The 13,780-nt window shown below is 69.4% G+C and carries 13 protein-coding genes; 2 read left to right on the top strand and 11 right to left on the bottom strand.

Annotation, left to right across the window (positions count from 1 at the left end):
* Nucleotides 1-2: 2 nt before the first annotated feature.
* From IPJ87_04250 to IPJ87_04225, 6 genes are all read right to left on the bottom strand, one after another.
* The gene (locus IPJ87_04250) at nucleotides 3-809 is read right to left on the bottom strand and encodes a TPM domain-containing protein (GenBank protein MBK7941077.1); all 807 of its coding nucleotides are present in this window, start codon (nucleotides 807-809) and stop codon (nucleotides 3-5) included.
* On the bottom strand, nucleotides 806-1,240 hold the full coding sequence (locus IPJ87_04245) for a TPM domain-containing protein (protein MBK7941076.1): 435 nt from the start codon (nucleotides 1,238-1,240) through the stop codon (nucleotides 806-808). The genes IPJ87_04250 and IPJ87_04245 overlap by 4 nt, the downstream gene beginning before the upstream one ends.
* Before the next feature lie 29 nt (nucleotides 1,241-1,269).
* Nucleotides 1,270-1,857 carry a LemA family protein gene (locus IPJ87_04240; GenBank protein ID MBK7941075.1) on the bottom strand — a complete coding sequence of 196 codons (588 nt, stop codon included), beginning with the start codon at nucleotides 1,855-1,857 and terminating at the stop codon, nucleotides 1,270-1,272.
* A gap of 531 nt (nucleotides 1,858-2,388) precedes the next feature.
* The gene (locus tag IPJ87_04235; protein ID MBK7941074.1) at nucleotides 2,389-3,327 is read right to left on the bottom strand and encodes an isoaspartyl peptidase/L-asparaginase; all 939 of its coding nucleotides are present in this window, start codon (nucleotides 3,325-3,327) and stop codon (nucleotides 2,389-2,391) included.
* 2 nt (nucleotides 3,328-3,329) lie between these two features.
* On the bottom strand, nucleotides 3,330-4,088 hold the full coding sequence (locus tag IPJ87_04230) for a phosphatase PAP2 family protein (protein ID MBK7941073.1): 759 nt from the start codon (nucleotides 4,086-4,088) through the stop codon (nucleotides 3,330-3,332).
* Between the two features lie 7 nt (nucleotides 4,089-4,095).
* Nucleotides 4,096-4,593 carry a DUF4920 domain-containing protein gene (locus tag IPJ87_04225; protein ID MBK7941072.1) on the bottom strand — a complete coding sequence of 166 codons (498 nt, stop codon included), beginning with the start codon at nucleotides 4,591-4,593 and terminating at the stop codon, nucleotides 4,096-4,098.
* Nucleotides 4,594-4,810: 217 nt separating this feature from the next.
* Between IPJ87_04225 and IPJ87_04220 the strand changes: the two genes are divergently transcribed.
* On the top strand, nucleotides 4,811-5,230 hold the full coding sequence (locus IPJ87_04220) for an ATP-dependent zinc protease (GenBank protein MBK7941071.1): 420 nt from the start codon (nucleotides 4,811-4,813) through the stop codon (nucleotides 5,228-5,230).
* On the opposite strand, the gene IPJ87_04215 is transcribed toward IPJ87_04220, so the two are convergent.
* The 4 genes from IPJ87_04215 to IPJ87_04200 all read right to left on the bottom strand — a co-directional run bounded on the left by IPJ87_04215 (nucleotide 5,231) and on the right by IPJ87_04200 (nucleotide 10,994).
* On the bottom strand, nucleotides 5,231-6,955 hold the full coding sequence (locus IPJ87_04215; GenBank protein ID MBK7941070.1) for an NAD(P)/FAD-dependent oxidoreductase: 1,725 nt from the start codon (nucleotides 6,953-6,955) through the stop codon (nucleotides 5,231-5,233).
* Between the two features lie 4 nt (nucleotides 6,956-6,959).
* A complete protein-coding gene (locus tag IPJ87_04210; GenBank protein MBK7941069.1) occupies nucleotides 6,960-8,057 on the bottom strand; it encodes a hypothetical protein in 1,098 nt (365 codons plus the stop codon).
* A 208-nt stretch (nucleotides 8,058-8,265) separates the two neighbouring features.
* On the bottom strand, nucleotides 8,266-9,189 hold the full coding sequence (locus tag IPJ87_04205) for a DUF1295 domain-containing protein (GenBank protein MBK7941068.1): 924 nt from the start codon (nucleotides 9,187-9,189) through the stop codon (nucleotides 8,266-8,268).
* A gap of 671 nt (nucleotides 9,190-9,860) precedes the next feature.
* Nucleotides 9,861-10,994 carry a hypothetical protein gene (locus tag IPJ87_04200; GenBank protein ID MBK7941067.1) on the bottom strand — a complete coding sequence of 378 codons (1,134 nt, stop codon included), beginning with the start codon at nucleotides 10,992-10,994 and terminating at the stop codon, nucleotides 9,861-9,863.
* 833 nt (nucleotides 10,995-11,827) lie between these two features.
* Here IPJ87_04200 and IPJ87_04195 point away from each other — a divergent pair.
* Nucleotides 11,828-12,805, top strand: a complete 978-nt coding sequence (locus IPJ87_04195; protein MBK7941066.1) for a PHB depolymerase family esterase — start codon at nucleotides 11,828-11,830, stop codon at nucleotides 12,803-12,805.
* Nucleotides 12,806-12,815: 10 nt separating this feature from the next.
* On the opposite strand, the gene rimK is transcribed toward IPJ87_04195, so the two are convergent.
* The gene (gene rimK, locus IPJ87_04190) at nucleotides 12,816-13,688 is read right to left on the bottom strand and encodes a 30S ribosomal protein S6--L-glutamate ligase (protein MBK7941065.1); all 873 of its coding nucleotides are present in this window, start codon (nucleotides 13,686-13,688) and stop codon (nucleotides 12,816-12,818) included.
* Between the last annotated feature and the right edge of the window lie 92 nt (nucleotides 13,689-13,780).

Raw genomic sequence — 13,780 nt, 5'->3', positions numbered from 1 at the left:
GTTCACCAGCTGCCGCCCGCACCGCCACCGCCGAAACTGCCGCCACCGAACCCACCGAAACCACCGCCACCACCCCGCCAGCCGCCGCCACCGGTGAAGCCACCCCAGCGTCCGCTGTGCTGCTTGCTCGCCTGGTTCATCAACCACAGCGCCGTCCAGAAGTCCACGTCGTTGGTGCGCGCATAGCGCTTCACGCCGCTGCGCAACCCCATGATGATCACGAGGAGCACCAGCGCCAGCACGACGAACACGGGCCAGGGCACCTTGCGCTTGTCGTAGCTCGCATGGTCGAACTCGCCCTTGGCCAGGCCCATGAGCACATCGGTGGCCTTGTCCAGCCCCGCGTAGTACTCGCCCTGCTTGAAGCGGGGGATCAGCTCGTTGTCCACGATGCGCTTGCAGGTGAGGTCGGGGATGGCGCCTTCGAGCCCGTAGCCGGTGGCGATGAAGACCTTGCGCTGCCCGGGAGGACCGGTGGGCTTGATCAGCACCACCACGCCGTTGTCGAAGCCCTTGGCCCCGATGCCCCACGACTCGCCGATGGCGAAGGCATAGTCGCTCTCCGGGTAGCCGCAGAGCGTGTCCACCACCAGCACGAGGATCCGGTTGCTGGTCTCCTGGGCGAAGCGCGTGAGCTTGCGGTCCAGGCGCTCCTCCTCCCCTTCGCTCAGCAAGGGCGCCAGTTGGAACACGAGCCGGTCCTGCTCGGCCCGGGCCGGGGCCTTGGGCAGGCAGGGGTCGTCCTGCGCGCCGAGGGGGAGCAGCGCCGCGCAGAGGGCCGGGGCGAAGAGCAGCGCGCGAAGCCTCATCCGATGCTGATGTCGTCGGACAGTTCGTTGCCGTCGTCAGTGCGGCGGGGGAAATGGGCACGCAGCTTTTCGCCCACCATCCGGGCCGCCTCGCACAGGCCCTCCGCCTGGCGGCCGGCGGCGAAGTGCAGGCGCAGCACGCCCAGCACATCGTTCCAGAAATTGGTCGGCACCACCGCATGGATGCCGGCGTCGCCGATCACCGCCAGCCGGTGGTCGCCCACGCTCACGTAGATGAGCACACCGTTGCGCGCGGCCGTGCGGTGCATGCCCAGCTCATCGAAGATGAAGGCGGCATGGTCCAGCACATCCTCCTCGCAGCGGTCCTCCAGGTGCACGCGCAGCTCGCCGCTGGTGGCGCGCTCGGCCTCCGCGATGGCGGCCCGCACCCGGTCGCGCTCCTTGGGGGTGAGGAAGCGCTCGGCGAGCAGTTCGTCATCAGCGACCGGTGCGGTGCGGCTCACTTGAAGGAGATGTCAGGCGCGTTCTCGGTGCCTTCCTGGGCCTCGAAGTAGCCCTTGGCGCTGAAGCCGAACAGGCCGGCCAGCAGGTTGCCCGGGAAGCGCTTGATGCGCGTGTTGAAGTTGCGCGCCGCGTCGTTGTACTTGCGGCGCTCCACGCCGATGCGGTTCTCCATGCCCTCGTACTGGGCCTGGAAGTCGCGGAAGGCGGCCGTGGTCTGCAGGTTGGGGTATTGCTCCACCGTGGCCATCAGGCGCGAGAGCGCCCCGGTGAACTGGCCCTGGGCCTGCTCGAAGGCCTTGATGTTCTCCGGCGTCAGGTTGTCGCCGTCGAGGGTGATGCTGGTGGCCTTGGCCCGCGCCTCCACCACTTCGCGCAGCGTCTTGTTCTCGAACTCGGCCGATCCCTTGATGATCTCCACGATGTTCTTGGTCTTGTCGGCGCGCAGCTGGTAGGCGTTCTCCACGTTGCTCCACTGCTTGGCGACGTCCTCGTTGAGGCCCACCGTGCCGTTGTAGAAGCCCATGGCCCACAGGGCGATGAGCACGATGGCGCCGAGGCCGATGAGGAGGGGAAGGCGTTTCATGGTCGGTTCTGGATGTGGCGCAAAGATGGCACGGTGGTCCGCATCGGACCTCACGGCATGGGCGACCGGTCCCCCGCATGGATGAGCGGGGCGTGCCGTGGAACTTCTGGTGGGGCGGAGGGTTACCACGCACGATGCCACGCCCGCCTACCCCCCGCCAGATGGCCTGTGCCGAGCTTGCGTGGCGGGGCCTGCCCAACTCCCGCGCCAGACCGGGCCTTGTGCGCTTGCGTCGGGGCAGGAGGCTACCCGCCGATGCCCCCCGCCCCTACTCCCCGCCAGCCCTCTGCGTGGGGCACGGGGGACGGTCTACCCGCACGATGCCCCACGCGCCTAACTCCCGCGCCAAGCCTGTGGCCTTGATCCGGGCTTCTGCGTCGGGGCCGGGACCCCCCCCCCCCCCCGCCCCCCCCCCCCCCCCCCCCCCCCCCGCCCGGGCGGGGCGGCCGGGGGGCCCCCCCCCCGCGCCCCCCCCCGCCCGCCGCCCACCCCCGCGCCCAACTCCCGCCTGCGCGGGGCACTCCGCCGGACCTAGTCCTTGAAGATCGCCGTCACCGGCGTGCCGTCCGCCGCCAGGTGGCCGCGGTACATGCCCGTGCAGTTGAAGTCGAGCACCACCTGCCCCGTGCGGTCCACCGCGATCAGCCCGCCATCGCCGTCCAGCGAGGGCAGCTTCTCGTGCACCACCACGCGCACCGCCTCGGCGAGCGACAGGCCCTTGTAGGCCATCAGCGCATGCACATCGTGGGCCGCCACGGCGCGGATGAAGCTCTCGCCATGGCCCGTGCAGCTCACCGCGCAGGTGGCGTCGTTGGCGTAGGTGCCCGCGCCGATCAGCGGGCTGTCGCCGATGCGCATCCAGCGTTTGTTGGTCATGCCGCCGGTGCTGGTGGCCGCGGCCAGATGGCCGTGCACGTCCAGGGCCACGGCGCCCACGGTGCCGTACTTGTGCTCGCCGTCGCTGTGGTCCAGCTGGTAGGTGTCGGTGCCCTTGGTGCGCTGCCACTGGTCGTAGCGGAACTGGTCGAAGAAGTACTGGTCGTCCTCCAGCAGGATCTTCTCGCGGTGGGCGAACTCGAAGGCGCCCAGCCCGCTGATGAGCACGTGGGGGCTCTTCTCCATCACGCGGCGGGCCAGGGTGACGGGGTTGCGCACGTTCTGCACGGAGGCCACGGCGCCGGCCTGCAGGGTGTCGCCGCGCATCACCGAGGCGTCCATCTCGTGCTGGCCGTCGGCGTTGAAGACGGCGCCGCGTCCCGCGTTGAAGTGCGGGCAGTCCTCCAGGCTGCGCACGGCGGCCTCCACCGCATCGAGGGCCGAACCTCCTTCTCGGAGCACCGTACCGCCCATGCGCAGGGCGTGCTCCAGCCCGTCGCGGTAGGCCTTCTCGCGGGCGGGGGTCATCTCGGAACGGGCGATGGTGCCGGCGCCGCCATGGATGGCGAGCGCGAAGCGGGGGGCGTCGGACATGGTCAGGGCAGGTTCTCGGGGCGGTGAAAGTAGGGGACCGCCCAACCCACCACGGCCCCGGCCAGGCAACCTGCCAACACGTCCGTGGGGAAATGCTTCCCGGCCCGCACCCGCAGCCAGCCCATGACCACCGGCACCGCCACGGCGCCCGCCCAGGTGGCCGTGCGCACCGCGGGGTCCACGTCGGCGCGGTCCACCAGCATGGCCGCGCTCACCGTCAGCGCCGCCGTGTTGGCCGCGTGGCCGCTCCAGAACGAACGGTAGGCGTCGCGCTCGCGCCGTTCGTGCATCGGCGCATCGGGGTTGAAGACCAGCGGCCGCGGCCGGTGGGTGACGGCCTTCACCACGCCGGTGAGTCCGGCGGACAGCAGGAAGCTCTCGCCCACCAGGGCCATGGGCACGCCGGGCCGGTCGTCGGCATACGCCAGCGCCGGGCCCAACGCGCTCAGCACCAGGGCCGACAGGAAGAGGGCATTGCTGGCCCGGTGCGCCGGCGGCGACCAGCGGAAGGCCGCCGCACGGTCGAAGCCGGACAGCGTGGCGCGGTCGCGGCCCCCGTGGCGGGCCCACAGCCCGGCCGTGTCGGCGGGCAGCAGCAGGGCCGTCCCGTTCAGCACCAGGCCGGCGCCCACGAAGGCCGCCTCGCGACCGGGGTCGAGCGTGTGCACCCGCTGCGCGTGCGCGGCCTGCGGCGGCGCCCACAGCACGGCCGCCAACAGCACGGCCCGGAGCATCGCCCCGGGCCGCACGTTCAGGTTCAAGCGCGGTTCAGTCACCGATGAGCACACCCTCCGCCAGGAAGGTGTAGGCGATCTTGGGTTCGGTGATCTTCTCGATCTCCTCCTTGCTCTTGCCGGCATCCTCCAGATAGTGGCGCTGGGTGGCCACGTCGATCACCTCCTTGCTCGCCACGCCTTGCAGGATGGCGCGCTTGCCGGTGAGGCCCTCGGTGGGCACGAAGAAGCCGTAGTCCACGAAGCGCACCTTCATCACCTCGCCGTTGGGCAGGGCCACGTCCATCCAGCAGCCCTTCTTGGCGCAGCTGGTGAGCACCTCCACGGCCACCTTGGCGGTCACGCTCTCGCTGCTCTTCATGCGGTCGAGCAGGTCGTGCGCGCCGATGGCGCCGTCGGGGGTGATGGCCTTGCCGTAGCTCTCCATGGGCACGGGGGCGCCGGAGGCGTTGCGGGCGGGGGTCTGGGCGTGGGCGGTGGCCGCGCCCAGCATCAGGGCGGCGGCGAGGCTCAGGGTGTACAGGTTCTTCATGGCATGCGCCGATGGCCCGGCGCGGGCGGTTATGTGCGTTGGGTGTAAAGATCGGGTTCTTTCCGGTGCGGCGAGCTGCCATCCGTCAGGTGAAGGACGGCCCCGACCGGCGCGGCGGCGTCCGGCAAGGGTCGTGCCACACCCATCAACAGCCACGCATGGGAACTTCCCACGGGCCGCGCCCGCCACCCGCCGCCGGATGGGCCACCTTCGCGCCATGGCCCACCGCCCCCCGGTGCTCATCGGCCGGCTGGAGCACATCGCCCTGCCCGGCCTGGGCATCGCCCGCGTGCAGGCCAAGATCGACACCGGCGCCTACCGCAGCGCCCTGCATTACCAGCGCGTCCGCAAGCGTGAGGTGGACGGCGTGCCCATGCTCGCCGTCACCTTCCAGATGGGCGGCCGCCGACGCACCAAGCTCTTCAAACGCTTCAAGCGGGTGACGGTCAAGAGCAGCACCGGGCAGACCACCCGCCGCTACCTCATCAGCACCCGCGTGCGCCTCAACGGCCACACGGTGCGCACCCAGTTCACCCTGTTCGACCGCAGCGACATGAAGCACCAGGTGCTGCTGGGCCGCAAGTTCCTGCGCGGCCGCTTCGTGGTGGACGTGTCGCGCAAGGACGTCCTGGGCTGATCACCCCTCCTCCTCCGCACCGGCCTCGCCGCGCAGCGCTCGTTTCTCCGCCGGGGTGGGCGCCTGCACCCAGTCCTCGGCATAGGGCACCAGCCCCGGACCGGTGCGCACGCGCTCCACGTCAAGGCCCTTGTCCAGGTAGTCGCGCCAGGTGGCGAAGGCGGCATGGCGGCGGTCCTTCAGCACGATCAGGGCCGTGTTGACGCCCGACTTCACGGCGATGGGGACGCCGCCGCCGAGGTCGGCCCAATGGCCGCCCAGCAGCAGGCCCGGCACCGGGGTGCGGTAGTGCGCGATGCCGGCCTTGAAGTTCTCCTTGCCGGGCTTGGCGCCCATCATGCTGCCGTTGCGGTTGCCGGTGTAGCGCCAGTGGGTGATGGGCGTGGCCACGTCGCAGTACACGATGTGGCTGCGCAGCCCCGGTGCCAGCGCCCGCTCCACGCGGTCGATCAGCGCGTCGGCCACTTGCTGCTTCAGCCGTTCGTAGGCCTCGCCCCGCACGATGGCGCCCGAGGCGTCGCGCTCGGTGGCCCAGGTGCCGTGGTCGGTGAAGAGGGCGGGGATGTAGAGCGTGAGGGTGCCCATGCCCGGCGGCGCCATGCTCTTGTCGCGCAGGCTGGGCGCCAGGATGCTGATGCCGCTCTGCGCGGGGTCCGTGCCACCGTGCGCATCGCGCGGCACATCGTCGCGGTGCAGGTAGATGAGCTCCTCGTTGAAGCCCAGCGCCTCGGCGGGCACGTCCAGGCCGAGCGACACGGTGACCGAACTGCTGTAGAGCACCGCCTCGCGCAGCCTGGCCTTCAGCTTCTCCGGCACCGCCTCGGGCGGCAGCATGCGCTCGTAGAGCGTCTCCACATCGCAGGCCGCGATCACCTGCCGGGCGCGTAGGGTGAAGGGGGTGCCGCGCTGGTCGCCCTCCACGCCCACGCAGCGGCCGCCCTCCAGCAGGATGCGGGTGACGCGGCAGCGGTAGTGGAGCTCGCCGCCCAGGCGCGTCACCACGTGGGACAGCCATTCGGGGAAGACCTGGCTGCCGCCCTTGGGCGGGCTCTGGTAGTCGCCGAAGTAGGCCCAACCGATGGGCACCAGGCAGGCCAGCAGCTCCTGTTCACTGCTGAACAGCTTGTGCAGACCGGGGTCGGTGAAGTAGCGGTCCAGGCCCTTCTTCACGCCGGCATCGCCCTGGTAGCCCAGGTGCCTGATGAAGGGCAGGGCGAAGCGCAAGCGGCGCAGCATGTAGCTCACGCGCTCCACCGGGCCCATGGTCTCCTGCGCGCGGATGAGGCCGCTGCTGCGGTCGAAGGAACGCCCCAGCTTCCAGGCGTCGCGGAAGAAGCGCTCGATGCCGGCACGCTCATGCGGGAACCGGCGGATGAGCTCGGCCTTCAGGTCGTCCGGCCGGTCGGTGAGCAGCAGGTCCACCGACGGGCTCTTCCACCGGCGGATCCGCCGCTGCGGACGGGCCACGGGGTGGTCGCGACCGATGAGGTCGAACACCCGGGTGACGTAGCCGCGGGGGCCGCATTGGTTCAGCCAGTGGATGGCGCTGTCGAAGCGGAAGTCCTTGCGGCGGAACCCGGCGAGGTAGCCCCCGGGGCGGGCGTCCATCTCCAGCACGCACACCTTCAGCCCCGCCCGCGCCAGGATGGCCGCCGCCGTGAGGCCGCTGATGCCCGCGCCGATCACCAGCGCGTCGTACTCGCCCGTGGGTGGCCGATGCCGCATGCCGTCACTGCGTGTACACCCGCCCCTTCCACCAGATGCGCACGGCGTTCAGCGGCATGGTCACCGTGAGGAGGCCGCGCTGCAGGGAGAAGCCCGTGGCCGTTCGCTCGCGCAGCGCCACCTCGCCCCGGCCCTTGCGCCACACGCGCACCGTGCCGTCCACCGCGGTGTAGGCCAGCATGCCCCAGCTGGCGTCCCAGCGCTCGGGCCAGTAGCGCTCCACCTCGTGCACCCGCCCGGCCTGGAACACCTTCAGCATGTCCTGGTCGCGGAACACCACCAGGCTGTCGCGCACGTGGAACTCGGTGGGCGCGAAATCGGTGGCCGTGTAGATCTGCCCGTCCTCCAGCACCTTCAGCGCACCCGTGCGGTCCAGCCAGGCGCCGATGCCCTTGCCCACCGCGTAGCGCTGCGGGGCGATGGGCTCCAGGTCGTAGAAGTTGCCCTTGTGGAAGGCCTTCAGGCCATTGCCCTGCGGATCGAGGTAGAGCACCAGGTCCGCGCCCGCCTGGAAGTCGATGCCCGCGTCGTACACATCGGCCGCATCGTACACCACGCCCCGGTGGAAGATGCGGAAGCGCCGCTCGATGGTGCTCACCCAGGCCAGCAGGTTGTCCCCGCTCTTCCAGTCCTGCACCGCGCCGATGGCCAGCCCGTCCGCCAGCACCTCGTCGCGCCCGTTGTACCAGATGTGGATGGTGCGCTGCGCCTCGTCCACCCACGCCGCCAGGCTGTCCTCCACCACGTAGAGGCCCGTGTTCACACACACCGTGCGCAGCTCGCGCCCGTCGTGCAGCTTCAGCGCGGTGGCCAGCTTCACGCCGAGCAGGTGGTCGGTGACGGTGATCTGCGCGCCGGTGCTCCGGTCGAGGGTGGTGGTGCGGCCGTTGGCGTGCCGCTTCAGGTCGCCGATGGCGTTGAGGTAGGACACGTAGTTGCCGCCCACCTGGAAGGCGGCCGGGCGCACCCCCTCCACCACCGAGAAGGTGCCCTTGTCGAAGACCACCAGCCGGTCGCGGTAGTCGAGGAAGGCGGTGACGTCCTGCGCGGCCAGGGGGGTGGTGGCCGCGACGAGCAGGGCAAGGAGGGAACGGCGCATCATCCGCGAGTGTACGGCGATCGGCGGTGGTTCAGGAGGGGTGGACCACAGATGAACACGGATACGATGACCCGATGGGGTCCGATGCGGTTCAACCGGAATCGAACCACGGATGGACACCGATGAACCCAGAAACGATCCCCGCTGCGGTCCGGACAGGATCGAACCACGGATGGACACGGATGAACACAGATGAGATCCCCGCAGGGGATCACGCGCCGGGCCTGGGCCAGGGCAGGTAGCGGGGCACCCGGGCCAGGTAGTTGCGGTAGCCGGGGTACTTGCCGGCGCTGATGCCCTCGCTGAAGTCGGCGCTGCCCTGGAACAGCAGCACCAGCAGCAGCGCGCCGCACAGGCTCCAGTTCACCCACCGCCCGGTGGCCGCCACGCTGAAGCCGTAGAACACCAGCCATTGCGCCTGCTCGGCCATGTAGTTGGGGTGGCGCACGATGGCCCACAGCCCATCGTGCACGAAGCCTTCCGCATAGCGCCCGGTGAGCGGCTCGCCGGCCCGCAGGCGGCGGTGCTTCTCCCGCTGGAATTCCCATTGCTGCTGGTCGGCCACGGTCTCGATCACCAGGAAGGCGAGCATCGCCACGGCCAGCGCGCCGTCCGCCACGCCGAGCGCGCCGGGGGCGTCCACCACCAGCAGCATGGGCAGCGTGAAGAGCAGCACCAGCCCCAGCTGGTAGAAGGAGATGAAGCCCAGGCTGAAGAGGCGCCACACCCAGGGCTTGGCCAGGATGGGGTTGCGGCGCAGCACCTCCCAGCGGTAGTCCTCCTCGCCCGCCCAGAAGCGCCAGCTGTAGCCGCCGCGCCGGCCGAAGTTGTAGGTGAGGCGCAGGCCCCAGGCGGTCACCAGCGCCGCCATCAGCAGCGCGCGCGGCGTGTAGCCGGCAGCGTCGGCCATCACCCAGGCGTACACCGGCGGCATCAGGCTCCACAGCTTGTCCACCTGGCTGCAGTTGCGCGTGAGCTCGGCCACCGCGAAGGTGAGCAGCGCGCTGGCGATGTAGATGCGGAGCAGGACCCCCAGCGTCTCCCGCTGCAGCACGGTGAGCGGGGCGTCGGCGAAGTAGGACACGACGGGCACGAGCACGAGCGTGACCAGCAGGAGCAGGATGGTGCGGCGCATGGGGTGCAAAGGAACGGAGGAGGACGAAGGCCTGTTCGCAAGCGCACCTCGTCGCAGTGCACATGAGCACATGGTCACATGGGCACGACTTGTCCCGCCATAGCGGGATGGTCACATGGTCACACGGGCACATGAGCACATGGGCACATGGTCAATCACGCGCCTCACCATGTCGCCACGGATGCGGTTGCACCGCGGTCCGATCATCACCCCACCGTCTTCGCGAAGGCGGACTTCCGCCTGAAGCGATCTCCCCTCGCGCGCCGAGGTCCTTGCGAAGGCGTCCCACAGCCGGAAGCCGGAGGCCTGTGGCCGGAAGCTGGAGGCTAGCGGCTGGTGGCCTGCGGCCGGAAGCTGGAGTCTAGAAGCTGGTGGCCTGTGGCCGGAAGCTGGTGGCTAGTGGCTGGTGGCTAGTGGCTGGTGGCCGGAAGCCGGAGGCTAGTGGCTAGTGACTGGAGGCTGGTGGCTAGTGACTGGAGCCTTCAGACAAGCGTCAGCGCGCATCTGTGTCCATCGGCGTTCATCCCGCAGGGGCGGGACAGGTCCTGTGGTTCATGGCATTCGGCTGGAGGCCTTTGGCCGGAAGCTGGAGGCTAGTGGCTGGTGGCTTGTGGCCGGAAGCTGGAGGCCACGTCCACCGCTGCCGTCAGGTCGCTACCCGTCTCCCTCCCTCACTCCACCACCACCTTCGCCCCGCTCACCCACCGCCCCTCCACCACCAAGTGCACGTGGTACAGGCCCGCCGCGGTGCCGCCCAGGTCCAGGGTATGCCCCTGCTCCGCCAGCGCCACCGGCCAGCTGCCCATCACCTGTCCCGCCAGGCTCACCAGCGTCAGCTGCGCCGACCCGGTCACCGCCTCCGGCAGGTCCCACGTCACCTGCACCTGCCCCTGCCCCTGCGCCAGCAACGGGTTCGGCCACACCCGCAGCGCATCCCGCAGGTTCGTCACCTGGCTCGTCAGGCCCGTGATCAGGTGGCAGCCCGGCTCCAGGCAGCCCATGCTGTCCACCTTCACCACCCACGTGTCCTGTCCGTAGATCGGCGGGTCGTTCGGGTTGTTGCTGCTGGCCATCGCCCTCCCGACTGCGATGAATCCTCCATCAGCGGTGGGCACCACATCGCGCAAGGTCCCGTGGCCCTGTGTCCATACACTATCCGCGTACTGGTAATACCGCATCCACACGCTGTCGCCCTGCGCCGTGGTGCGCAACAGCACGCCGTTGAACAGGCTGGGCAACGAGCTCTGCCCCACCGCGATCAGGTCGCCGCCGGGGCTCACCTCCTTCACGGCGAACAGCGCGTTGTTGTATTGGGCTCCGTCGTACGCCTTGCTCCATATGGTGCTACCGCCGGGGTCCACCTTCACCAGCGCCAGCACCTGATCCTCGTCCACGTTCAGGGTAAAGCTGGTCGCGAACACCACAGCGCCATCCGCCAGGCTGGTCACATGGGCATTGGGGAAGTCATTGTATACGGTCCCATACGTCTCCTGCCACACTTCTTGTCCGGTGCTATCCACCCGCAGCAGCCATTGGTCGTAGTTGCCTCCACCGGCGTTCAGCTGGCCACCCAGGTAATAGCCGTTCCCCGGCGCCAGGTCCACGGTCGTCAGGTACTCTGTCCGGTTCGTCAGCCCATAGGTCTGCACCCACTCCTGGTTCCCCAGGCTGTCCAACTTCAGCAGAAAACCGTCCAAGCTGGTGCCGCTGGCGTTGGTCTCGCCTGTGATCACATACCCCCCATCGGGGGTCTGCTTGCCACAACGACCTGCCCAATCCTCGGGCAGCTGGATATACGGGATCAAGGTGTCAAGAGCACCATGGGGGGCAAAGAGGAACAGGACAGCGCTCGATTTTCCCAGGGTGTCCAATTGACTCCCGCCAAGGCCGTATCCACCGCCCTGTCGGGGAAAGCATGAGTTGGCCCACCCGATATAGGTCGCGCAGCAGGGTGTAACCACCACGAACGTATCTACCGGTGCACCGGTTTCATTCAGATGAAGGGTGTACACCACCGAAGAATACACGACCTGTCCATCACTCCATTGGGTTCCTCCGAAGGCCACGGCCCCCGCGGTGTCTGCAAGTTCGATCCCAAATCCGTTATCAGCGCGTGCCTGCCCACTGGCATCATACCTGCGCTGGAACTCCTGTGCGGTACACATCGTCAAGGGCAACAGGAGCCCTGCGGTGGTTGCTACCAGCGACCCGGTGTGCTTCATTTCACCAACTCGAACTTGGCCACACCGATCCGGATGCCATCAGCCTCCAGCACGGCGGTGTACACGCCGGTAGCCAAGGTACGGGTCGAAGGGGAAGGTGATCGTGTCCGCATCAGGGAGATCCTTGCCGGATGAGCGCCCCTCCTGCGCGTGGATCGCTCCACGCGCCGGGCAAGGAGGGTCTGGGGGAGGTGGCAACTCAGGCACCCCGGATCACATCGGAGCGAAACCTCCCCGTGCCCCTCCTTGTGCGGAGCAGCGAGCGTTCGCTGCTCAGGAGGGGGCTTGATCACGGCTGGCTCCCGTCCACCTCAGGGCGATCGCCACGCATCCCTTCGGGCCGCTCGCGAGGACGGTACGGAAGGGCGTCGTTCAGGCACCATCCACTCCCCCACCCGGCTCCGTAGCTTGGCGCCATGCGCGGTCCGTTCATCCTCATCCTGCGCCTGCTCCTGCCCCTGCTCCCGCTCCTTGCCACACCTGCGCTCGCCGGCAGCGGCCTGCAGGAGGTGAAGGACTTCGGCCCCGACCCGGGCAACCTGCGCATGTTCGTGCACGGTGCGGCGGGCACGGCCACCGCGCGACGCCCGCTGGTGGTGGTGCTGCACGGCTGCACGCAACGCGCGCGCCGCATCGCCGCCCTCAGCGGCTGGAACGACCTGGCCGACCGCGCCGGATGCCTGGTGCTGTACGTGCAGCAGCGCCCCATCAACAACAGCCTCCGCTGCTTCAACTGGTTCAGGCCGGACGACATCCTGCCCGAGCAGGGCGAGGTGGGCTCGGTGACGAGCATGGTGCGCCACGCCGTGGAGCACCTGGGCGCAGACCCCCAACGCGTGTACCTCTACGGCGTGAGCAGCGGCGGCGCCTTGGCCGCAGCGCTCATGGCCTGCGCGCCGGACCTCTTCGCCCACGTGGCCATCTTCGCCGGTGCCCCTTACCGCGCGGCCAACAGCACGCTGGACGCCCGGCTGGTGATCCGCGACCCGCGCGTGCTGCCGCCCGCCACCTGGGCCGAGCAGGTGACCCGCCTGCATCCCGACCGCCACGCCCCCTACCCGCCCCTGCTGGTGCTGCACGGCACGCGGGACCAGGTGGTGGACTACGGCCACGGCCTGGCTTTAGTGGCGCAATGGGCCACCGTGGCCGGAGCGGACACGGTGCCCGACGCGGTGGACCTCGCCTTCCGCGGGCTGCCCCACGTGGAGCGGCGCGTGTACCGCGCCGGCGATCGCACGGTGGTGACGCTGGTCCGCTTCGAGGGGCTCGGGCACCAGCTGCCCATCGATCCCGGCGACCGGCCCGATCAGGGCGGACGCCGCAGCTGGGTGAGCCGCGATGTGGACCTGCACAGCACCTGGCTGGTGGCGCAGGCCTTCGGGCTGGTGGACTGAGCGGGGCGGCCTACACGTGCCGCTCGATGAACTTCACGATCTCGCCGGCGATGTCCTTGCCGGTGGCGCCCTCGATGCCTTCCAGGCCGGGTGAGCTGTTCACCTCGATCACCAGCGGGCCGCGGTCGCTCTGCAGCATGTCCACCCCGGCCACGTGCAGGCCCAGGGCCTTCGCGGCCTTGATGGCCGTCACCTCCTCCTCGTGGGTGAGCTCGATGAGCTGGGCCGTGCCGCCCCGGTGCAGGTTGCTGCGGAACTCGCCCTCCTTGCCAGTGCGCTTCATGGCGCCCACCACGCGGCCGTCCACCACGAAGGCCCGGATGTCGATGCCGCGGCTCTCCTTGATGAACTCCTGCACGATGACGCGGGCCTTGAGGCTGTTGAAGGCCTCGCACACGGCCACGGCCGCCTTCTTGGTGTCGGCCAGCACCACGCCCAGGCCCTGGGTGCCCTCCAGCAGCTTGATGATGCACGGCGCACCGCCCACGCTGTCCACGATGCTGCCCACGTCCTTGCTGTAGTTGGTGAACACCGTTTTGGGGATGCCCACCCCGCTGCGGGTGAGGATCTGCAGGCTGCGCAGCTTGTCGCGGCTGCGTACCAGCGCCTGGCTCTCGGTGGTGGTGAACACCTTCATCATCTCGAACTGCCGCACCACGGCCGTGCCGTAGAAGGTGACACTGGCGCCGATGCGTGGGATGATGGCGTCGACGTCCGTGAGGGGTTGCCCGCCGTAGGTCACCTGTGGATTGCGGCGCTCGATGAGGATGTCGCACTTCACGTGGTTCACCACGCGCGCGGTGTGGCCGCGCGTTTCGCAGGCCTCGACGAGCCGGCGGGTGGAGTAGAGCTTGCCGTCGCGCGAGAGGATGACGATGTTCATGACCGGTGGCGGGTGCCCAAAGCTAGCGGGCGGCCTGTGGCCCCACGGTGAAGGGCCCGTGAAAAAAAGTGCGCTGCGCCCGGCCGTACCTT

Source organism: Flavobacteriales bacterium, from assembly GCA_016713875.1.
In the GTDB taxonomy this organism is placed as follows: domain Bacteria; phylum Bacteroidota; class Bacteroidia; order Flavobacteriales_F; family PHOS-HE28; genus PHOS-HE28.
This window is presented reverse-complemented; position numbering and strand designations above follow the sequence as displayed.